General features: G+C 31.2%; 21 protein-coding genes. 10 read left to right on the plus strand and 11 right to left on the minus strand.

Going from position 1 to position 22,259, the window contains the following annotated elements:
* Positions 1-55 precede the first annotated feature (55 nt).
* Complete coding sequence (locus MHM83_RS03715) at positions 56-403, plus strand: toxin-antitoxin system YwqK family antitoxin (protein ID WP_047788243.1); 348 nt, start codon at positions 56-58, stop codon at positions 401-403.
* 56 nt (positions 404-459) lie between these two features.
* Here MHM83_RS03715 and MHM83_RS03720 read toward each other — a convergent pair whose 3' ends face one another.
* Both MHM83_RS03720 and purN read right to left on the minus strand, forming a co-directional pair.
* A complete protein-coding gene (locus MHM83_RS03720; RefSeq protein ID WP_239178436.1) occupies positions 460-1,098 on the minus strand; it encodes a ribonuclease H1 domain-containing protein in 639 nt (212 codons plus the stop codon).
* On the minus strand, positions 1,091-1,660 hold the full coding sequence (purN, locus tag MHM83_RS03725; protein ID WP_159610807.1) for a phosphoribosylglycinamide formyltransferase: 570 nt from the start codon (positions 1,658-1,660) through the stop codon (positions 1,091-1,093). Before purN ends, MHM83_RS03720 begins: the two co-directional genes overlap by 8 nt.
* Before the next feature lie 180 nt (positions 1,661-1,840).
* Here purN and MHM83_RS03730 point away from each other — a divergent pair, with 180 nt between their 5' ends.
* The 6 genes from MHM83_RS03730 to MHM83_RS03755 all read left to right on the plus strand — a co-directional run bounded on the left by MHM83_RS03730 (position 1,841) and on the right by MHM83_RS03755 (position 8,451).
* Positions 1,841-2,077: an acyl carrier protein gene (locus tag MHM83_RS03730; RefSeq protein ID WP_028891431.1), complete on the plus strand. Its 237-nt coding sequence runs from the start codon at positions 1,841-1,843 to the stop codon at positions 2,075-2,077.
* Positions 2,078-2,083: 6 nt separating this feature from the next.
* Positions 2,084-3,334, plus strand: coding sequence for a beta-ketoacyl-ACP synthase II (gene fabF / locus MHM83_RS03735; RefSeq protein ID WP_159509347.1), 1,251 nt, complete (start codon positions 2,084-2,086; stop codon positions 3,332-3,334).
* 6 nt (positions 3,335-3,340) lie between these two features.
* Positions 3,341-4,078: a ribonuclease III gene (rnc, locus tag MHM83_RS03740; protein ID WP_047788247.1), complete on the plus strand. Its 738-nt coding sequence runs from the start codon at positions 3,341-3,343 to the stop codon at positions 4,076-4,078.
* Positions 4,079-4,162: 84 nt separating this feature from the next.
* Positions 4,163-4,633 (plus strand): IPExxxVDY family protein, encoded by a 471-nt coding sequence (locus MHM83_RS03745; RefSeq protein ID WP_047788248.1) that lies wholly within the window; start codon positions 4,163-4,165, stop codon positions 4,631-4,633.
* Positions 4,634-4,636: 3 nt separating this feature from the next.
* Positions 4,637-6,064, plus strand: a complete 1,428-nt coding sequence (gene pyk, locus MHM83_RS03750; RefSeq protein WP_239178438.1) for a pyruvate kinase — start codon at positions 4,637-4,639, stop codon at positions 6,062-6,064.
* A gap of 263 nt (positions 6,065-6,327) precedes the next feature.
* Positions 6,328-8,451, plus strand: coding sequence for a Tex family protein (locus tag MHM83_RS03755; protein ID WP_239178440.1), 2,124 nt, complete (start codon positions 6,328-6,330; stop codon positions 8,449-8,451).
* Between the two features lie 57 nt (positions 8,452-8,508).
* Here the strand turns inward: MHM83_RS03755 and MHM83_RS03760 are convergent, their stop codons facing one another.
* The 3 genes from MHM83_RS03760 to MHM83_RS03770 all read right to left on the minus strand — a co-directional run bounded on the left by MHM83_RS03760 (position 8,509) and on the right by MHM83_RS03770 (position 12,711).
* Positions 8,509-11,445 (minus strand): TonB-dependent receptor plug domain-containing protein, encoded by a 2,937-nt coding sequence (locus MHM83_RS03760; protein ID WP_239178442.1) that lies wholly within the window; start codon positions 11,443-11,445, stop codon positions 8,509-8,511.
* Positions 11,446-11,463: 18 nt separating this feature from the next.
* Entirely contained in the window at positions 11,464-12,195 is a 732-nt protein-coding gene (locus MHM83_RS03765) for an energy transducer TonB (protein ID WP_073182492.1), read from the minus strand.
* Positions 12,196-12,375: 180 nt separating this feature from the next.
* Entirely contained in the window at positions 12,376-12,711 is a 336-nt protein-coding gene (locus MHM83_RS03770; RefSeq protein ID WP_073182491.1) for a single-stranded DNA-binding protein, read from the minus strand.
* A 167-nt stretch (positions 12,712-12,878) separates the two neighbouring features.
* On the opposite strand from MHM83_RS03770, the gene MHM83_RS03775 reads away from it, so the two are divergent.
* Together MHM83_RS03775 and MHM83_RS03780 are read left to right on the plus strand one after the other, a co-directional pair.
* A complete protein-coding gene (locus tag MHM83_RS03775; protein ID WP_239178444.1) occupies positions 12,879-13,421 on the plus strand; it encodes a GNAT family N-acetyltransferase in 543 nt (180 codons plus the stop codon).
* A complete protein-coding gene (locus tag MHM83_RS03780) occupies positions 13,411-13,761 on the plus strand; it encodes a hypothetical protein (protein ID WP_047788252.1) in 351 nt (116 codons plus the stop codon). The genes MHM83_RS03775 and MHM83_RS03780 overlap by 11 nt, the downstream gene beginning before the upstream one ends.
* Here MHM83_RS03780 and MHM83_RS03785 read toward each other — a convergent pair whose 3' ends face one another.
* Entirely contained in the window at positions 13,762-14,229 is a 468-nt protein-coding gene (locus MHM83_RS03785; protein WP_159610817.1) for a CBS domain-containing protein, read from the minus strand.
* Between the two features lie 100 nt (positions 14,230-14,329).
* Between MHM83_RS03785 and MHM83_RS03790 the strand changes: the two genes are divergently transcribed.
* Complete coding sequence (locus MHM83_RS03790; protein WP_239178446.1) at positions 14,330-16,630, plus strand: M28 family peptidase; 2,301 nt, start codon at positions 14,330-14,332, stop codon at positions 16,628-16,630.
* Between the two features lie 280 nt (positions 16,631-16,910).
* Here the strand turns inward: MHM83_RS03790 and MHM83_RS03795 are convergent, their stop codons facing one another.
* From MHM83_RS03795 to MHM83_RS03815, 5 genes are all read right to left on the minus strand, one after another.
* Complete coding sequence (locus tag MHM83_RS03795; protein ID WP_159610825.1) at positions 16,911-17,540, minus strand: carbonic anhydrase family protein; 630 nt, start codon at positions 17,538-17,540, stop codon at positions 16,911-16,913.
* A 55-nt stretch (positions 17,541-17,595) separates the two neighbouring features.
* Positions 17,596-19,176, minus strand: coding sequence for a SulP family inorganic anion transporter (locus tag MHM83_RS03800; RefSeq protein WP_047788266.1), 1,581 nt, complete (start codon positions 19,174-19,176; stop codon positions 17,596-17,598).
* A gap of 183 nt (positions 19,177-19,359) precedes the next feature.
* Positions 19,360-19,659 carry a hypothetical protein gene (locus MHM83_RS03805; protein WP_047788267.1) on the minus strand — a complete coding sequence of 100 codons (300 nt, stop codon included), beginning with the start codon at positions 19,657-19,659 and terminating at the stop codon, positions 19,360-19,362.
* A 54-nt stretch (positions 19,660-19,713) separates the two neighbouring features.
* The gene (locus MHM83_RS03810) at positions 19,714-20,466 is read right to left on the minus strand and encodes a CDC27 family protein (protein ID WP_047788268.1); all 753 of its coding nucleotides are present in this window, start codon (positions 20,464-20,466) and stop codon (positions 19,714-19,716) included.
* Positions 20,466-22,229, minus strand: coding sequence for a BatD family protein (locus MHM83_RS03815; RefSeq protein WP_073182500.1), 1,764 nt, complete (start codon positions 22,227-22,229; stop codon positions 20,466-20,468). The genes MHM83_RS03810 and MHM83_RS03815 overlap by 1 nt, the downstream gene beginning before the upstream one ends.
* Positions 22,230-22,259: the final 30 nt, after the last annotated feature.

Below are 22,259 nucleotides of genomic sequence, written 5' to 3' on the forward strand. Positions count from 1 at the left end.
TGTAAATTTTTTGTATATTTGTGTTAAGAGGTATTAACTTTAAAAGATTTACATTATGAAAAAATTAATAATAGCAGTTTGTATGTTGTCGGTTTCATTTATGCAAGCTCAAGACGTGGAACCAAAATATGAAGTTGAAGGAGACTTAGTAAAAGCTACTTATTTTTATAAAGATGGCACTATTAAAGAGCAAGGTTTTTTCAAAGATAAAAAGTTAACAGGTACTTGGACTTCTTTTGATAAAAAAGGAAATAAAGTAACTATCGGTCATTATGAAGCAGGAAAAAAAGTAGGTAAATGGTTTATGTGGAAAGAAGATGGGTTAAAAGAAATTGATTTTAAAGACAATGCCATAGCAAGCGTACAAACTTGGAAGGAAGAGACCAAAATGGCAGTGAAATAAGTTAATATTTTGCCGAATAAGAAAATTAGACCGAGTATTTTAGATACTCGGTTTTTTTATTTTCTACCAAAATCAGCAGGGATTTCACCCCAAGCCTTAGTTTCCCACTTTAATAACGGGTTTTTATAAGAATTCTCTTCCAACCATTTTTCAGCACGTCTAATTAAATCTAAAATTTCTTTATTAGAACTATCAAATGTAATATTGGTTCTGCATTGCTTCTTTTTAACCCAACTCATAGCGATTTTAGAGTCAGAATAAATAGGGAGAGAATCCATATTTTTACTTTTTAACAAAGCAATTCCATGTACAAGAGCTAAGAACTCACCAATATTATTAGTGCCGTTATTAAATGGTCCCATTTTAAATATTTCTTTCTTGTTATGAGTTAATACCCCTCTGTATTCCATTAAGCCAGGGTTTCCGGCACAAGCAGCGTCAACAGAAATGCTTTCTAAGATGGGAGAGCCGTATTTGGCTTTTTCTTTTGCGGAAAGGCTTATTTTTTTAGTATCTTTTCCTTTATAGTCATTATAGCTTTTTTTTAAGGCTAATTCAGCTTCGTTTTTATCAGCAAAAGCTTTGTATTGTGCACCAGTAAAACCATCAATTTGCTTTTTACAAGTATCCCAAGATGAAAAAATACCTGTTTTTTTTCCCTTCCAAACTACATAATATTTTTTCTTCTTACTCATTGTGTAAAATAACTTCTTCTATAACCTTTGGGAAATGTTTATATTCTAATTCATGAACTTTCTTTGCTATAGTCTCTGGAGTATCATCAAATGAAATAGCTGTTTTAGCTTGGAAGATAATAGCACCTTCGTCATAATTTTCATTCACGTAATGTATAGTAATACCTGTTTCAGCTTCATTATTTTCTTTTACAGCATTATGTACGTTCATTCCGTACATTCCTTTTCCTCCATATTTTGGTAACAATGCTGGGTGTATATTGATTATTTTATTAGGGAAAGCTTCCACAATTTTAGAAGGAATACGCCATAAAAAACCAGCTAATACAATAATATCAGCTTCAGCGAGTAAAAAGTTTAAAACAGTGTCATCTTTACTAAAGCTTTCTCTATCAAATAAAGATGCATCAATGTTTAGTCGTTCGCAACGGTCAAAAACTTTGGCGCGTTGGTTGTTAGAAAGCACATGAGTAACAATTGCAGTTTTAGTTGAATTGAAGTGTTTTATGATGTTTTCGGCATTAGAACCCGAACCAGAAGCAAAAATAACGATGCGTTTCATGTTAAAATTTAGTTGTTTTGTTACTACAAAAAAAAGAATAATTATTAACAATGGTGGTGTATGTAGCAAAATATTCAGGTATTTTTTTTATTTTAGACATCACATTTTTGAGCAAAAATTAGAATTAATAACTAAGATTTGTATTTTTGCCTCGATTTTAAATTTTAAAACAAACAAATTATGTCAGACATTGCATCAAGAGTAAAAGCAATTATCGTAGACAAATTAGGAGTAGACGATAACGAAGTAACTAACGAAGCAAGCTTCACAAACGATTTAGGAGCAGATTCTTTAGATACGGTTGAGTTAATCATGGAATTCGAAAAAGAATTTGATATTCAAATTCCAGATGATCAGGCAGAAAACATTGGTACTGTAGGTCAAGCGATTAGCTATATTGAAGACGCAAAAAAATAAGATTATATGCAATTAAAACGAGTTGTAGTAACTGGACTTGGCGCATTAACGCCAATAGGAAACAATAAAGAAGAGTATTGGAATAGCTTGGTTAACGGAGTTAGCGGAGCAGCACCTATAACGTATTTTGATGCTGCCAAGTTCAAAACTCGTTTCGCATGTGAGCTTAAAGATTTCAACGCGACCGATTTTATAAACAGAAAAGAGGCGCGTAAAATGGATAAGTTTACGCAATATGCGATGGTTGCTTCAGATGAAGCAATTGCTGATGCTAAGCTAAATCTAGATGATGTTAACAAATTAAGAGTTGGTGTTATTTGGGGAGCTGGTATTGGAGGATTGGAAACGTTTCAAAATGAGGTGTTAAATTATGCTGAAGGAGATGGATCTCCTCGTTTCAATCCTTTTTTTATTCCAAAAATGATTGCAGATATTGCCCCTGGGAATATTTCTATTAAAAATGGATTTATGGGGCCTAACTATACTACGGTATCTGCTTGTGCATCGTCTGCAAATGCTATGATTGATGCTTTGAACTATATTCGACTAGGTCATTGTGATGTAGTTGTAACAGGGGGAAGTGAAGCTGCTGTTACAATTGCAGGTATGGGTGGTTTTAACGCTATGCACGCCCTATCTACTAGAAATGAGAGTCCAGAAACAGCTTCAAGACCATTTGATGCTGAACGTGATGGATTCGTTTTAGGAGAAGGTGCAGGAGCTATAGTTTTAGAAGAGTATGAACATGCTAAGGCTAGAGGAGCAAAGATTTACGCTGAAGTTATTGGTGGAGGGTTATCGTCAGATGCTTACCATATGACAGCACCTCACCCAGATGGAATAGGTGTAATTGCAGTAATGAAAAACTGCTTAGAAAACGCAGGTATAAAACCTGAAGATGTAGATCATATTAATACACATGGGACTTCAACACCTTTAGGAGATGTTGCTGAATTAAAAGCAATATCTGAAGTTTTTGGAGATCATGCAAAGAACATTAATATTAACTCAACAAAGTCTATGACTGGACACTTGTTGGGGGCTGCAGGTGCTATTGAAGCAATAGCATCATTATTAGCAATGGAACATGGTGTTGTTCCTCCAACAATTAATCATGTTAATGTTGATGAAAACATCAATCCAGAATTAAACCTAACGTTGAATAATGCTCAAAAAAGAGATATTAAAGTTGCTATGAGCAACACATTTGGTTTCGGTGGGCATAATGCTTGTATAGCCTTTAGAAAACTAGATTAATCTTTTATGAATTTTCTTCGTAGAATTGTTAAACCCCAAAACAAAGAGGATGAAAACTTCTACTACGAATTAAAAGAGCTGCTTAATTTTAAACCAATTAAGTTATCGTATTATAAAAAAGCATTTACGCACAGATCTTTAAAATTAGTAGATAGTAAAGGGCATCCAATAAACTACGAACGGTTAGAGTTTTTAGGTGACGCTATTTTAGGAACTGTAATTGCTTCCTATTTATTTAAAAAAGTACCTGAAGGAGATGAAGGGTATTTAACACAAATGCGATCTAAAATAGTAAGTAGAGAGCATTTAAATAGCTTAGGTAAAGATCTAGAGTTGATTAGATTTATAAAGAGTAATATTTCTAAAGAGCACGTTAGCAATAATATTCACGGAAATATTTTTGAAGCTCTGGTAGGTGCAATTTACTTAGATAGAGGATACAATTATTGCCACCAGTTTATTTACGAGCAAGTAATAATGCCTTATGTAGATATTGAAAGATTAGAAGGTAAAATATCTAGTTATAAAGGTTTTGTTATAGAATGGTGTCAAAAGCAGAAGAAAAAGTATAAGTTTGAATCATACGAAGACTCAGGTAACCAGAGTAAAAAACATTTTAGTGTACGCGTAAGTATTGATGGTAGTATTGTAGCTAAGGGAAGAGCTACCTCTAAGAAAAAAGCAGAAGAAATTGCAGCTAAAAGGGTTTATTTTGCAATGCAAAAACAAATGCTAAAATCTTAACGTATAAACAATAAACGTTTTCATAAATTTTACATAGTATTTTCTATACATTTCTTAATTTAGCAAAAGCAAATAATTGTTTTTATGCCTATTTACGAGGTGAATATAAATGAGTTTTCTAATTATAATTATAGATTAATTGGAATTCATACAACTCTAAGTGAGTATAAATTAGCGTATTTACTAAATAAATTTTTACAAATTAAATTTAATAGAGCAACTTATGATTTAGATTTTGTTACAAAAGGAAATCAATCATCTTATGCAATATATGAGTATACTAATACGAAATTATATCAAGATTGGTTTTTAATAGCAAATGTATATAAGTCAACTCTTGAAGCAGAATCAATAAGCCTTTTTAATCAAAGTGATTCAATTACACGTTTGATACCAGAAAAGAAGAAGGTTGACTTTTTCTTAAAACTAGAAGGAGATTTTGATCATAACTCAATTGTAAAGATTATAGATATAATAAAAAAAATCCCTCAAATAATAACCTCTTATGAAATAGAGGTAGATTCATTAAAATCGAAAGATTTTTTAATTTTTTAATATATGCCACACAACAAGAAAACAAAAATTGTAGCAACATTAGGACCAGCAACAAATACAAAAGAAATTTTGGCCAATATGGCAGCAGCTGGTGTAAATGTTTTTAGAATTAATTTTTCACATGCCGATTATGAAGTAGTAAAAGAACGCATACGTCAAATACGTGAAATAAATGATGAAAGAGGTTATAACGTAGCAATATTAGCAGATTTACAAGGGCCAAAGCTTAGAGTTGGTGTAATGCAAGAGGGAGTAGAATTAAAAGCAGGTGATACGTTTACTTTTACCACCGAAAAATGTGAAGGAACACAAGAGAAAGCTTTTATGACCTATCAGCATTTTCCAAAAGATGTAAAAGTAGGAGAGAAGATTTTAGTTGATGATGGTAAACTGATGTTTGAAGTAACAGCAACAAATAAAGAAAATGAAGTTATTACCAAAGTAATAGTAGGAGGAGCATTAAAATCTAAAAAAGGAGTTAATCTTCCAAACACTAAAATTTCTTTACCAGCTTTAACAGAAAAGGATAAAAAAGATGTAGTTTTCGCATTAGAGCAAGAAGTAGATTGGATAGCTCTTTCATTTGTACGAACACCTGAAGACTTACGTATTTTACGTGATATCATTAAACAGAAATCACGTTATAGAGTTCCTGTAATAGCAAAAATAGAAAAACCTGAAGCTGTTGAAAATATAGATGCTTTAATCCCGTATTGCGACGGTTTAATGGTAGCGCGTGGTGATTTAGGAGTTGAAGTACCAATGCAAGATGTACCATTAATTCAAAAAATGTTAGTCCGTAGAGCTAAGCAAGCAAGAATTCCGGTAATTATTGCTACTCAAATGATGGAAACCATGATTGAAAACTCTGTACCAACAAGAGCAGAGGTAAATGATGTAGCAAACTCTATTATGGATGGTGCAGATGCTGTAATGCTTTCAGGGGAAACTTCAGTAGGAAAACACCCAATAAGAGTTATTCAAAAAATGACAGAAATTATTGGAAGTGTAGAATTTTCAGATTTAATAAAAGTTCCGCAAGAGCCACCTCACATCCGTACCAAAAGATTTATAACTAAATCTGTATGCCATCATGCAGCTCTTATGGCAGATGATATTAATGCGGCAGCAATATCGACTTTAACTAATAGTGGATATACTGCTTTTCAAATTTCTGCTTGGAGACCAAAATCACACGTACTAGCGTTTTCATCTGAGAAAAGAATCTTAGGAAAGTTAAACCTTCTGTGGGGTGTTAGAGCCTATTTTTACGATAGAGAACTAAGTACCGATGATACTATTGAAGATATTAACGAAATAGCTAAAGAAAAAGGCTATGTAAAAACAGGAGATTTTATGATAAACTTATCATCAATGCCTGTAAAAGCAAAAGGTATGGTAAACACATTACGTGTTTCTCATATTGACTAAATAAAGGCAATAAAATATAGAAAAAGCTCAACTTTAAAAGTTGGGCTTTTTGTTTTAAATTTTGAAAGATCTACAATTGATTTTTTTTATTCAGTTATTGATTTATATATTTTTCAGTTAGGAGTTATACTCTTACCAATGATAAGAAGAATGGGGTTAAATCTAATACATATGAACTAAGAAAATTCACAAGATAAATTAACCTTTTACTATATTTGAAACCTCGCTATTCATGCGAGGTTTTTTATTTAAAATAATTTTCAATGCAACTTATCTCCTATATAACCTCTCGTACGCAAATCTCACAAAAATCAATTCAAAATACGATTGAATTATTAAATGAAGATTGTACCATTCCTTTTATATCCCGTTACCGAAAAGAAAAAACAGGTAATTTAGATGAAGTTGAAATAGGCCAAATAGTACAACTTAAAGAACAATTTGAAGCAATAGAGAAACGGAAAGCAGCCATTTTAAAAGCTTTAGAAGAGCAAGAAGTTTTAACCAATGAGTTAAAAGCAAAAATTGAAAAGACAGAAGACTTAACTACACTAGAAGATTTATACCTTCCTTATAAAAAGAAACGAAAAACCAAAGCAGAAACAGCTCGTAAAAACGGGTTAGAACCGTTGGCGAAGATGATTATGAGTCAGCGAGTAAACGATTTGGAATTTACTGCTTCAAAATACCTTTCGAACGAAGTAGAACAAATAGACGATGCTTTAGAAGGTGCCCGTCATATTATTTCTGAATGGATTAACGAACGAACGGATGTCCGTAATAACATTCGTTACCAATTAGAGCGTTTTGCAACCATTGCTACCAAGGTTATCAAAACTAAAAAAGACGAGGATACTGCCCAAAAATTTAAAGATTATTTTGACTGGGAAGAAAATCTAAATCGCATTCCTTCACATAGATTGTTAGCTATTTTGCGCGCCGAAAAAGAAGGTTTTATTCGTGTAAAAATTAGTATTGATGATGAACGAGCTATTCAAAAAATAGAAGACAGAATTATTCGTTCGCATAACGAATGTGCTGAACAAATTGAATTAGCTATTGCTGATGCTTATAAGCGTTTGCTTTTTCCTGCATTATCAAATGAAGCTTTGTCTATAGCTAAAGAAAAGGCAGATGAAAGTGCCATTAAGGTATTTGCTAAAAACCTTCAACAATTACTATTAGGCTCTCCTCTTGGTGAAAAACGAATTTTAGCTATTGATCCAGGATTTAGAACAGGGTGTAAAGTGGTTTGTTTAAGTGCTCAAGGAGATTTATTACATAACGAAACTATTTTTCCACACGCACCTCAACATCAATCAAAAGAAGCAATAAATAAACTTAGCTCTTTAGCTAATGCTTATAAAATAGAAGCTATTGCTATAGGTAACGGAACCGCTTCAAGAGAAACTGAACGATTGGTAAAAAGTGTATATTTTAAAAATCCCGTAGAAGTATTTGTTGTAAGTGAAGCTGGTGCTTCTATTTATTCGGCTTCTAAAATTGCACGAGATGAGTTCCCTAATTATGATGTAACTGTTCGTGGAGCTGTTTCAATCGGTCGTAGATTAGCTGACCCTTTAGCTGAACTGGTAAAGATAGAAGCAAAATCGATTGGGGTTGGGCAATATCAACATGATGTAGACCAAACACAACTAAAAAAATCATTAGACACTGTAGTAGAACATTGTGTAAACAAAGTAGGTGTTAACATTAACACTGCTAGTGCTTCTCTGTTAAGTTATGTTTCTGGTATTGGCCCTAAATTGGCTGAAAATATAGTGAATTACAGAAATGAAAATGGAGCTTTTTCCAATAGAACAACAATAAAGAAAGTCCCTCGTTTGGGAGGAAAAGCATTTGAGCAATCTGCTGGGTTCCTACGAATTAAAAACAGCGATAATCCACTAGATGATTCTGCTGTACATCCAGAGCGCTATGCTTTAGTAAAACAAATAGCCAAAGACGTTGGTAAAAAAGTAGATGATTTGATTGGTAATTCTTCTGTTTTAAAACAAATTAAGCTCCAGCAATATGTAACCGATTCTTACGGGTTACCTACGCTACAAGATATTGTAAAAGAGTTAGAAAAACCAGGATTAGACCCTCGTGAAAAAGCCAAAGCTTTTAGTTTTAACGAACATATTAAAACAATAGATGATGTACAAACAGGCATGGTACTACCCGGAATTGTAAATAACATTACAAATTTTGGTTGCTTTGTTGATATAGGTATTAAAGAAAGTGGTTTGGTACATGTTTCTAACCTTTCTGATTCTTTTGTAAAAGATGTTAACGAACATGTAAGTTTACATCAACACGTTCAAGTTAAGGTATTGGAGGTAGATATTACAAGAAAACGTATTCAATTAAGTATGAGTTTTTAACTAAAAAAAACGAGCTAATTTAATTAGCTCGTTTTTTGTATGCAAAATACTATTATTTTAGTTATTAATAATCCAAGAAAGATAATACAAACTACCTATGTTTCCTAAACCAGGAGCATGTTGATATTCTTCTCCAAATAAATTTGTTCCACCTATTTTAAACTTCGATTTTAAACTAGGTACACGATAATTTAATTGTGCATCTAAAACAGTTCTTGCTTTTACATCTCCCTTTACAAAAGTAGACACCCATCTGTATTTATCTCTCCATCGTGCATTGATGTTAAATCCAAAATTTTTGAAAAGCTTTTCATTACCAAACTGGATTTTAACACTATGTTTTGGTGTGTTAAAGTTAGGTTCAAAAGATCCAAAATCTAAATCTTCTTTCATTTCAAAATCTGTGAAGTTATAATTTGCACCTATATTAAAGTTTCTAAATAGCTTTGTGTTAAGCCCTATACCCACACCATAAGAGTTTATCTTAGATTTAGCATTGGTTATTAAGTTAAACTCTGTTACACTTCCCGTTCTAACTGCTTCAGCAGCTAAAGGGTCTAATTGTCCTGTTGCTATAACATTTCCAATATTAGGCACTACTACATCTTGAAAGAATACAAAGTCATTATGGATACTATAAAAAGCGTTAAAATCTATATCTAAATTAGTATCATTAATGTTTAAAAGGCTTCTATAACCTAATTCAAATGTTTTTACCTCTTCTGGTTGTATCTCTTTATAATCAGATTTAATATTTTGTCCTTTATCGTTAATAAAATCTAAATCATATACAGACCTTGTTAATAAAGCATTATTAATTATATCATCTCCTGTCGTAATAGAATTTTCTGTTACAGTATTACCCGTAGTAGGATCTTCATATCTACTAACAGTAGGGATGCCTATTCTTCTTAGGTTATCTGCTGTAGAACCTATAGTAGTTTTTCTTGCAGAAGGCAAAAACATATATTGTTCTTGAATTGTTGGGTTTCTAAAACCTGTTTGATAAGATGCCCTAATTATATGTAGTTTTTCTTCTCCTAAAGCATAATTAAGCGCTAATCTTGGAGAATAGTTTGGAGAAAAATTCTCAGATTTATCGTAACGGATAGAACCTGTAAACTTTAATCTGTCATTTAAAAATTTCTTTTGAAGTTGAGTATAAAAACCATATTCTTCAATACTAATTTCTTCGTTAGCATCATTAAATATTGTTCCTTTTGATTCTGGATTATAGTTTCTATAAGAACCTCCTACTTGAACATCTGCCCAATCATTAAGTAAGCTTCTAAAGTTGTAGTTTGCATCTACATGCGCATAAGCACTTTTATCGTAAATTTTACTACCTCCTTCAGTTATTAAGGTTGATGTAATTGAATTAAACCCATTGGTAAATTCAGCAGTACCTGGGTTTAACCTATATTGATCTGCAAATTCTCTAGACATTGCTATAACTCTTGAATCAACATCACTTACATTAAAAGGATTACCTGAAGCTCCTATTAAAGATGAGTTATTATTAACTAAATCCATATACTGTATTGCATAATAATCTCCCCAGCTTGGTCTGTAAGTTGTACCAGATAAAACAGGAATCTTAGCATCAGCTAAAGAATTTAGTCTTTGAGCTGTTCTTGTTAAATCGTAAGTATTACCAGCGTCATTACGTGTATAATAACCTCTTACAAAGAAATTATCTCCTTTTATTTCTAATTTAGATTGTCCAATATAATAGTTACGTTGCGCAAACCTTGAAGCAGCTCCTTGAAACATATTATCTCCCATTGCTATTCTTGTAGCTAATTGAATTTCTAATGATTCATCTTTAAAAGGTCTATAATGTAAAGAGGTTGAAAATTTTATGTTTTTAGATTTGTAATCTTTAACTAATTCTCTTTCTGAATACCCTTTTCTACTAATATGTGTTCCTACAGGGAAGTTTAATGTAGAATCTTCATCTAGTGATGAAGCATCTAAATACCCTAAATATACAAGCACAGGAGTTGAGCTAGCTAAATCAGCAAAATCTTCATCTCCATACATATTTATACCATCATAATCTAAGCTTAAAGGAGCATCAAAACTTCCATTAATAATTTCGTTGGTGTCAATTCTTTTGTTTCTATTGTCGGTAGCATGCCATTCTTCTGCTTCAAAATAAGAGAAGTTTACTTTTGCAGCGAAAGCATCACTAAACTTATAGGCCATTCGAGTACTTACATCATAAAAAGGACTGTTTCCTGCTGCTTCTTGACTGGTCATTCCTCCTTTTGCTAAAACACTTATTCCTGTATGATTAAAAGGGTTTTTGGTATCCATTACCATAATACCATTATAAGCATTGGCACCATATAATGCAGAAGATGCTCCTGGTAGTATCTCTACACTTAAAATGTCTAGTTCTGATACACCAGATAAATTACCAGCACTAGTATTTAAAGCTGGTGCTGCTGTATCCATACCATCTACTAACTGAACAAACCTTGAATTATTAAAATCAGCAAATCCTCTAGTATTTATAGATTTGTATCCATAACTAACTTCTCTAGCATCAACACCTTTTAAGTTTACCAAGGCATCATAAAATGAATTAGAGCTACTCTTTTTAATATCGGTTAACCCTAATCTTTCTATGGTAACAGGAGATTCAATAATTTTTTCTGGTGTTCTAGAAGCTGATATAACGACTTGGTCTAATAACAAGTTTTCTTTTAAAACAACATTTACTTTTTTCTCGAAAGAAACAATTGAAACCTCTTCTGTATTAAACCCAAAAGCAGAAATTGTTATTGTTTGAGGTAACGTATTGCTCGGTAAAACGATTGAGAAATTTCCTTCTTCATCTGAAACAACAAATGTTTCTCCATTTGAAATTTTTGCATTGTAAAACGGTTCTAAATATTCATCATACACAGAACCTGATATTTTTACCTGAGCATAACTTGATAGCATAGCCAAGGTAAAAACAATCATTACTAATTGTTTTTTTAACATTTTAAATTTAATTGATTTTTATTCTTCTAATGAAAAGTTTATTGGAAAACCATATTTTACAGGTACACGTTTTCCATTATTTTTCCCTGGTTCGAAGCGAGGTAGCATAGATACCACTCGTTTTGCTTCTTCATTAAGAATTTCTCCTCCATCAGGGCCTAAAGTTTTAATATTTGTTACATAACCATCTCTATCTATAACGAAACGAATCCAAACTTCTCCTTGAATTTGGTTTCTTACAGCTTCTCCTGGATAGCGAAAATGTTTATTAATGTGATTAACCATCTCTAAATTAAAACAATCAAGTCTCTCTTTTTTCTTGGTATTTTTACATTTATCAAAAGAAGGTATTTTTTCTGTATAATAAAGTTTAGTTGCTTTTGATAACTCTTCTTTAGATAACATTTCTGTTATTCTTGTTAAATTATTTTCATACCCTGATGTTAGGTTTTTATTTTCAATATCTACAGGTTGTGTAGTTGAAACCTCATTAACATTTAAAGTACTAACTGAATTTATAGCTTGTGCCTTTTTTTTAAGGACTCTTTTTTTAAGATATCTTTTGCTTGCTGATATTTTAACTTTAATTTGTCTATCTGCCTTTTTCTTTGAGTTTTTTACAGGTTCTATAGTACACTTTGTTATACTATTTACATCCATAAAAGAATCATCTGGAGATTCACACACTTCTTTTTGAGCATAAAAACTTAAAGATGACAACAAAAAAATCACTAAAAAATACTTTCTCATATAAATAATTATATATTATTAAAATAATAAGGATTAAGAGTATTCTTACGAATTAGATATCATCGGGGGAACGGCCGGCAAAATTACATGTTTTAAAAATATTATTAAGCATTTTTTTAAAAAAAATAGCTACATTTACCTTTATTTTTTTTGATATTGATTATCAATGTTTTAGTCGTTTTACTTGCTCCCTAACATTAATAATTCATTACAAACTACTTCTGTTATATAACGTTTATTACCTTCTTTATCTTCAAAAGAGCGAGAAGTCAATCTACCTTCAATCATTACTTCTTTTCCTTTTTCTAGGTATTTTTCTATTATTTCTGCTGTTTTATTCCAAGCAACAATATTATGCCATTGGGTATCGGTTATCTTTTCTCCTTGTGCATTTTTATAAGTCTCATTAGTTGCAATAGCAAATTTTGCTAGTTTCTTTCCAGAATCTAAAGTGATGATTTCTGGAGTGTTTCCTAAATTACCTATTAACTGTACTCTGTTTTTTAGTGCGTTCATAATATTTTTTTAATGTTAAATAGTTAAGAATTTGCCATTCAAACGAATTGACTCTGCAAAGATGATACAGCATGCAAATTAAAAACGATTAGTAAACATTTGTTTTCGTTTGTAATTGAATGTAATCGTTTAATTATATTTTATACCTTTGAAAACAAACATTTAGCATGAAATTTTATTTAGAAACCGAACGCTTAATTTTAAGAGAGTTTAGAGAAAGTGAAACAGAAGGGGTTTTTGAGTTAGATTCTAATCCTGAAGTGCATAAATATTTAGGAAAGAATCCTATAACAACTTACAAACAAGCTGAAGACATTATAACCTTTTTTGAAGAACAATATAAAGAAAGGGGTATTGGTAGGTTTGCCGCTTTTGAAAAAGCATCAGGAGAATTCATAGGATGGTCTGGATTAAAACTCAACACGGGAGAAAAAGAAGCATTAAATGGTTTTACTAATTTTATTGATATTGGTTATCGTTTTATTCCGCGTTTTTGGGGTAAAGGTTATGCTTCCGAATCTGCTTTTGCTTGTTTAGACTTCGGCTTTAAAGAAATGAATTATGATATTATTTATGGTGCAGCTGATGTAGAAAATATTGGTTCTAACAAAATTCTACAAAAAATAGGATTACAGTTTATAAACCAGTTTGGTTATAAGGGTGTAGATGTTAACTGGTACGAACTTAAAAAATCAGATTATGGAAAATAAAAAATGTTTAGAGTGTGGTGAGAAAGTAATTGGAAGAATTGATAAAAAATTCTGTTCCGATTACTGCCGAAACGCCTTTAATAATAAAGTTAATAAAGAAAGTAAGAACCTAATACGAAACACCAACAACCGCTTACGAAAAAACTATAAAATTCTTTCCGAATTAAATACTTCTGGTAAAACAAAAGTAACCCGTCGTAAATTATTTGATAGAGGTTTTGACTTTAAGTTTATTACATCTCTTTATACAACAAAAACAGGTAACACCTATTTTTATGTATATGATCAAGGATATTTAGTATTAGAGAATGAATTATACTTATTAGTTAAGCAAGATTAATTATTTCCATGTGTTTCCTTTTAATTTCATGGCTGCAATAAGCACATCTTTTTGACTGATTTGTCCTGCTAGCTTACCATTTTGAACAATAGGGAAACGTCTTCTACGTGATTTTAAAAATTTATTGGCAGCATCTAAAATATTCATATTACCATCAATCGTTTCAACTTCTTTCACCATGGCTTTTCCAACTGTGTTGTTCTTACCTGTTGGTGAGTTATAATACCTGCTTTCTGATATTTGTTTTATACAATCACCTTCTGAAATAATTCCTACCAATTCATTTTTTTCATTAACAACAGGTCCTCCCGATATTTTATGCTTAATAAGTATATCTATCGCATCTTCAATAGGTTGTTCTTCTTTAAATGTAATTAACTTTGTGCTCATATAATCTGATACTAGCATTGGCACCTTCTCTTCTTGTGGTGTACTCGATCTCTTTCCTTGAAAACTTTTAATTGCCATAATCTTAAAATTTGCTATTAAATATACTGATTTTTAATTGATTATGTTTTTTATTCTTAAAAAATAAATTACTTACTTTTATAAATACTAAAGTCCTACTATGAAATCATCAAGAAATTACCTGGCAGTTCTCATTATTATTTTAACCGTTTACTGGAGTTTTTACACTATACTTCCAAGTGCAACTTCTTCAAAAAAAGAAATTAGTGCTACTGAGTTTTCAATAGATAATGCACTCTATCATTTAAAAAACATCTCTCAAAAACCGCATCATACAGGTTCTGAAGAACACAAAAATGTACAAAATTATCTAGTTCAAGAGTTACAAAAACTGAATTTAGAACCTGAAATTCAATATCAAACTGCTATTAATAAAAAATGGAGGGCAGCAACTACTACAGAAAATATTATTGCTAAAATTAAAGGAACCGAAAACGGCAAAGCTTTATTGCTGTTAACCCATTACGATTCCAACCCTCACTCATCACTAGGAGCAAGTGACGCTGGCTCTGGCGTAGTAACTATTTTAGAAGGTATAAGAGCTTACCTAGCCGCAAATAAGACGCCTAAAAACGATATTATCATACTTTTTTCAGATGCTGAAGAATTAGGACTTTTAGGCGCACAAGCTTTTGTTGAAAATCATCCTTGGGCAAATGATGTTGGCTTAGTACTGAACTTTGAAGCACGAGGTAGCGGTGGTTCTAGTTATATGTTGATGGAGACTAACGGGAAAAACAAAACATTATTAACTGAGTTTTTAAATGCAAACCCCAATTATCCAGCTGCCAACTCTTTAATGTATGGTGTATATAAAAAGCTTCCTAACGATACCGATTTAACTGTTTTTAGGGAAAAAGGGAATGTCAACGGATTTAATTTTGCCTTTATTGATGATCATTTTGACTATCACACCGAACAAGATTCCTACGAAAGGTTAAATAGAGAAACATTATTGCATCAAGCTGATTATTTTACCACTTCGTTAAACTATTTTGCAAATGCTGATTTAACGAACTTAAACAGTGACACTGATTACATTTATGTAAACTTTCCTTTTACTAAGTTACTAACATACCCGTTTTCTTGGGTGCTGCCAATGCTAATCATTGCCTTTTTGTTATTTATAGTGCTGGTTGTAGTAGGTATATACAAGAAGAAGATGACTGTAATAGGTCTTTTAAAAGGTTTTATTCCTTATATACTATCTTTAGTATTCTGCATCGCTATTTCATACGGGCTGTGGCAATTATTGTTGATTATCCATCCACAATATACAGATATACTTCATGGTTTTACTTATAACGGATATCAATACATTATTGCTTTTGTTCTTTTAAATCTTTGGATTCTTTTTAAGGTATATAATAAGCTAAAAGAAGCCAAAGCCATCGATTTACTAATTGCTCCCATAACTTTTGGATTGGTTATAAATGTTATAATTTACATGAATTTACCAGGAGCGGGTTTCTTTATTATTCCTGTTTTTGCTTCTTTATTCATTTTAGCAATATTACTGTTTATGAATATTAACAAAGCATCTAGAGCTGCATTATTTGCAATTATATCTATTCCTACAATTTATATGATTGCTCCTATGATTCAGTTATTTCCTGTAGCGCTAGGTTTAAAAACATTATTTATTTCAGCCATACTTTTAGTGTTTCTTTTCGGGTTGATGCTTCCTGTTTTTTATCAGGAAAAAACTAAAAACGGATGGCAAACATTAACTGGTTTTCTTGCGTTATTATTTTTTGGTTATGCAACTTTTGATAGTGGTTTTTCAATAGAAAAGAAAAAGCCTAACAGCTTAGTTTTTATTCAAAATTCTGACACTAACACCTCGTATTGGGCTAGTCATAATAAAACATTAGACGGATACACGAAACAATATTTTAATGATGAATCTAAACAAGGTGGTGCCGATTTAATGGCTGGAAAAAGTAAATACAATACTTCTTTTAATTATTACCAAAAAGCAGAAAATAAAAACATTCGTATTTCTAACATCAAGATTCATCAAGATACCATTATTAATAGCCAACGAAATGTTTCATTCACAATTACACCTACGCGAAACATTGATAAATATGAGTTGTACACAAATACCCAAATAGAGTTAACTAATTTTACTGTTAACGGAACTTTGTACGATAAAGGAAAAGCCTTTACGGCCGATAAAGGAACGCTATTAATTTATCAAATGGCAAATACTGATAAGGATTTGACTATTTCTTTTACAATTGATAAAAATACCCAACCTGATATTGTAATTAATGAAATATCTAATGATTTATTATCGCATCCTAAGTTTACTATACGACCTAGAAGTGAAATAATGATGCCAATGCCTTTTGTGGTTAACGATGCTATTATTTGTACTCGAAAACTTAAATTATAAACCAATAAAAGTTTTCTTACGCTATCTAAAAAAGCATTGTTTTTAGGGTAGTTATAAAAGACTTATACCTTTTTTGAAAAACACTTTGATGTTTTTGTAAAAACGTCAAGGTCTTTTTTGTAAGTCTTCTTAGTGTTTTGTTTTTTAATTAAAATTTTAAAGTGATATTTATTTGTAAACAATTTGTTTTAATTAATTCTAAATAAATTCATTAATGAAAAAAGAGAACCTAAAACTAAGTTTAGATTCTCTTTATAATATAATTTAAAATTGGTGTTCTTTATTCAAAAAAAGTAACAGCCCCATCTTTAATGTCGTACATAGCTCCAACAATCATGATTTCACCGTTGTTATGCATTTCAGCTAAAACTTCACTTTCGTTTAAAATTCGGTCGATAGTTAAATGTACATTCTTTTCGGCAACGTTATTTACAAACTCTATATTAGATGAGTTTCTTAAGCTTTCGTCTTTAGGTTCAGTGACAGCTTCAACAGCAGGTTTAATTTTACCTAACATGTTGGTTAAGTTACCTAACTGAGCATTGTCACAAGCTCCTTTAACAGCCCCACAACTAGTATGTCCTAACACAACGATTAATTTTGTGCCAGCTAATTTACAAGCAAACTCCATACTACCTAAAATATCTTCGTTTACAAAATTACCGGCAATTCTTGCGCTAAAAATATCACCTAAACCTTGATCAAAAACTAATTCGGCTGAAACTCTAGAATCAATACAACTTAAAATAGTAGCAAAAGGAAATTGCCCTTCTCTAGTATCGTTGACTTGCTCTAATAAATTACGATTAGCTTTTAAGTTATTTTGAAATCTTAAGTTTCCTTCTTTTAAATATTGTAATGACTTTTCAGGTGTCATAGTGGCTTGTGTTTCTTTAGTATGTGCTTTCATTATATTTTTTATAAGATTATTTATGTCGTTTTAAGAATTTACGAAGTTAAAAAGTTTATGCTGCTTTTGGCCTAAGTTTAAAAAACTTAATAAAACTTTCTGGGTTTTCTACAATACCACGTTCTGAAATAAGTTTAATATTAATATTTCTTTCTTTAGCTTTAAAAGCAAAGTCTTCTAAAATTTCGATAATGTCGTTATCTAAGTATCTAGTTTTTCTTACATCTAATTCTAAATGAGTGTTTTCAGGTAAGCTATCTAATTCTTTTAAAATAGCTCCTTTGTTAAAGAAAGTAACCTCTTCTGCAAGTGTCATTTTTATCTTGTGTATTCCGTTGCTTTTATCCTCAATATGTAAGAAGTGAGAGTTTTGGTAACTTTTTATCAAAATAACAAAAACACCGACAGCTAATCCTAAAGAAATTCCTGTAAGTAAATCAGTAAAAACAATACCTAAAACTGTTACAATAAAAGGAATGAACTGTTTCCATCCTAAAATAAACATTTGCTTAAATAAACTTGGTTTGGCTAATTTATAACCTACTACTAATAATATAGCTGCTAATACAGATAATGGAATTTTATTTAATAAAGTAGGTATTAGTATTACTGAAATTAATAAGAAGAAACCATGTATAATCGCAGACATTTTAGATTTACCTCCTGATTGAATATTTGCAGAACTTCTTACAATTACTTGAGTAATAGGTAGCCCTCCAATTATACCAGATAAAATATTTCCTGTTCCCTGTGCTAGTAATTCTCTGTTTGTTGGGGTTACATTTTTTTCAGGATCTAATTTGTCAGTAGCTTCAACACAAAGTAGCGTTTCTAAACTGGCTACTAGTGCAATTGTAAATGCGGTTACCCAAACTTCGTAGTTGGCAATAGCACTAAAATTAGGAAAGGTAAATTGCCCTAAGAAAGAATCAAAACTTTCAGGAATAGGTACGCTTACTAAATGAGATGCTTGTATTGCCAATGTTTCATTTCCTTGTGTTAGAGTAAAAAAGACAATTCCCATAACAACTGCTACTAATGGTCCTTGAATTAACTGAAATATTTTTCCTTTTTTACTTAAAACTCTATCCCAGAGAATTAATATTGCTAATCCAATAAAACCAATAATCATTGATCCTATAGTGATATTGTCAGTAATACTTAAAAGAGCTGAAAAAGTATTCTCTCCTGAAGGTTCAATAAAACTATCAGCGCCTTCTGGTTCAGCGTCATATCCGAAAAAATGAGGAATTTGCTTTAAGATAATAATAATACCAATACCAGTAAGCATTCCTTTAATTACAGATGATGGAAAATAATAGCCAATTACACCAGCCTTAAGAATACCAAAAAGAATTTGGATAATTCCACCTAGTACAACTGCAACTAAGAAGTTTTCATAACCACCTAAATTACCAATAGCAGTTAATACAATAGCAGCTAAACCAGCTGCAGGACCGCTAACTCCTATTTTAGAGCCACTCAAGGCACCTACTACAATACCTCCTACAATTCCTGCAATTACACCAGAAAAAAGAGGAGCTCCACTAGCCAAAGCAATACCTAAACATAAAGGTAAGGCAACAAAGAATACGACAATACTTGCGGGTAAGTCGCTTTTAATAGTTTTAAACATGATATATGTGTTTGTTAAACTCTAAATAAAATTTTAGAGTATGTTTTAATTTTAAAAATGATTGATTTATTAGCAATAGAAACTTAAAATATATCAAGGAAAGTAATAGTACTCTTACTGTACATTGAAATATTTTTCATTTTTTTAGCTAATCGCCTTATATGAGGTGGTTTACCTGTGTTATTATGCAATAAGTAATTCTGGAGGAGGGGTAAGAATTTTTGGATATTGTGAAACGTAGTTTTTAGACTGAAAACGAACGTTTTTCTTTTTTTGAATTTTCTTATATAAAAAAGAAGTGTAGTCTTCGTTAGGATGAGCTTTTAATTCAGCTACTTTAACGTGTTTAGTATTTTCTTCTTCTTCGCTAAGATTTAAAAATATAGTAATATCTTGATCTTTATCAACTAACGTAATAATCGAGGGCGTAATAATTATGCCTGTGAATAAGACGATGAAAAAGATGGCTATTTTGGATTTCAAGATACTTTTTTATTTGTTCACTGGTAAAAGTAATTAAATTTTTGAAGAAAAATGTTATAGTTCTTTTAAAGTTTTAGTTTTTACCCATCCAATTTTACCGTCAGTTAACTTTAATTTTTTCCAATTATCTACAGAGTCTAATATATTAACTTTAGTTCCTTCGTGTAGTGTAAAAATCTCATTAGAATTATTAGTAGGTTCATTTTTAACAGAAACTTCTTCGCTATAAATAATGGCCTCAATATTGTTTTGGGCTTGGTTATATTGAATGTATGTTATAGCTAAAGAGGATGTTAGAAATAGAAATGAGATAATACTAGTTGTAAAGTAGGTTCTTTTTTTACTTGGAGTATAAGAAAAATAAAACAGTAAAAATAAAATAGAAGCCATAAAAGAAAATACAACAGTAATTACAGCCCACGTATTATAAGTAAACTTTTGTAAATAGTTTTCATTAAGCTTTTGAAATACTGATTTTGGCAATGCCTCAACTCTATCAAGAGTTAAACGTTTTGCTATAACTAAGTTGTTTTTTGCATCCTCGTTTAAAGGGTTTAACTGTAATGCTTTTTCGTAATTATAAATAGTAGGAGCTATTTTATTGAGTTTATAGTAACAGTTAGCTAAGTTGTAATAAACTTCAGATGAAGCTAGGTTTTCATTTTCTATTTGCTCATATAATTTAATAGCTTCTTCGTACTTTCCTTCTTTATATAAAGAATTAGCACTTAAAAATAAATCATTGGCATTTTGTGCCAACATACTAATTGACACAAATAAGAATAAATATATAACTAAATTTCTCATTATAACTGTCTGTCTAATTGCGTTATTACTTGTTTTGCTTTTTCATATTCTTCCTTCATTTGTGTATTGGTAATTGGAGTATATCTAGCAAAATCACAATTGTTAAATACTTCAATAAAGTTGCTAATGGTTTCTTTGCTAACATTTTTATTTGCTAGTAAATCAGTAATTTTTTCACGACTTATATCAGAAGTTTCTACGCCTAGTTTAGCCTTCAAGTAATTATGTAAAGCTCTTTCTAAGGCTTCATAAAAAGCTTCTTTATTTCCTAATTGTTTTTGTGCTTCCGATAAGTATTTCTTGGCGAGTTTGTCAGCCTTTCGTAGCTTGTTTCCTAGCACATCACTATTACGTTCTTCTCTCTTTTTCTGAATAATAATTCCAATAGGAATTGTTAAAATAGGAAGCAACAAAAGAATATAAAATAATGTAGATTTAAAGAAATCTTCAGTTTTTATAGGTTGTAAGTTAGTAGATGTTTGGATGTATCTGAAATCGCTACCCGTAACTTTTACGTCTTGTTTAGCAACTGCATTAGTATCTGAATCTGTCGGAATTTCTTTTCCTTCCAAAACATCAACATATAAATCATCTGTAGTGATGGTTTGATACACTTTTTCTTTTGGGTTAAAGTAAGAAAAGCTAGTTTTTGGAATTCTATATTTTCCTTTGAATTCCGGAACAACAGTGTAATTATCTGTAATGGATCCAGATAGTCCTGTTCCAGTAATACGAACGCTTTCTTTTCTTTCTGGTTGATAAACCTCTAGTTCTTTAGGGGTTTCAATTTTTGGGAGTTCAAAAAGTTTTAAATTTCCTTTTCCTTTCACAGAAACCTTAATTTGCGATGATTCGTTAGCCTTTAAGGTATTCTTGCTTAAAGAAACATCGAATGAAAACTGACCAACAGCACCAGTAAAGTCTTTTGGTTTGTTATTCATAGGTAAGGCCTGAGCATTAACTATTTTCTTCGCAGAAGAGAATTCTTTACGGACTTGACGTGTAATTACGTTTCCAAAAAAGTCAGCTCTTCCAGTAGGAACTGCTACAACAATATCCATCTTCATAGGGTCTATTGTTAGCTTACCAGATGTTGTTGGAATTAATAAAGCTTTGTGTAATACAGCATAACGATATTGCTCTCCATTGTATGTTCCAGTTTTAACAGGCATTCCGTTACGTTTAATTTCTTGGTTCCAGAAACCATTGTATTGTGGAGCTTCTGTTATGGCATTATCGTAAATTCCAACATTATCGCTAAAATATAATCGATATTCTACATAAATACCTTCACCAACATAAGGTTGAGATTTGGAAACTTCAGCAACTAAATGAATGTTCTGTTCTGCAATGTAATTAGGATCGTTCGGGTTTTTAGGGATGTCTACAGCATCTAGAACGATAACTTTTATAGGGTTAGAGGTGAGTGTCTTTCCATCAATTTCAATACTCGCAGAAGGAATGTTAAATTCTCCTTTTCTCTTAGGTTGTAAAATGTAAGTGTATGATTGATTAAAGGAAACCTTACCGTTAATCCAAGATTGACTTACTGATTGACTAGGACCACCAACTATTTTAAAGTTTGTGAAGCTTGGTGCTTTGAAATTATCGGCTCCTTGTTTGTTTATTGAAAACTCAATACGTAATCGTTGGTTTACACCTAACTTATTTTTACTAACGGTGGCCGTTAATGCAGCATCTTGTGCATGAATGGTAAATGTTATAAAACTAACTAATAACGATATGTATATTTTTAACTTCATGTTAATTTTCAAAATTGTCTAAAAATAAAT

The sequence above is a fragment of the Tenacibaculum sp. Mcav3-52 genome (assembly GCF_022347665.1).
GTDB classification, from domain to species: Bacteria; Bacteroidota; Bacteroidia; order Flavobacteriales; family Flavobacteriaceae; genus Polaribacter; species Polaribacter mesophilus.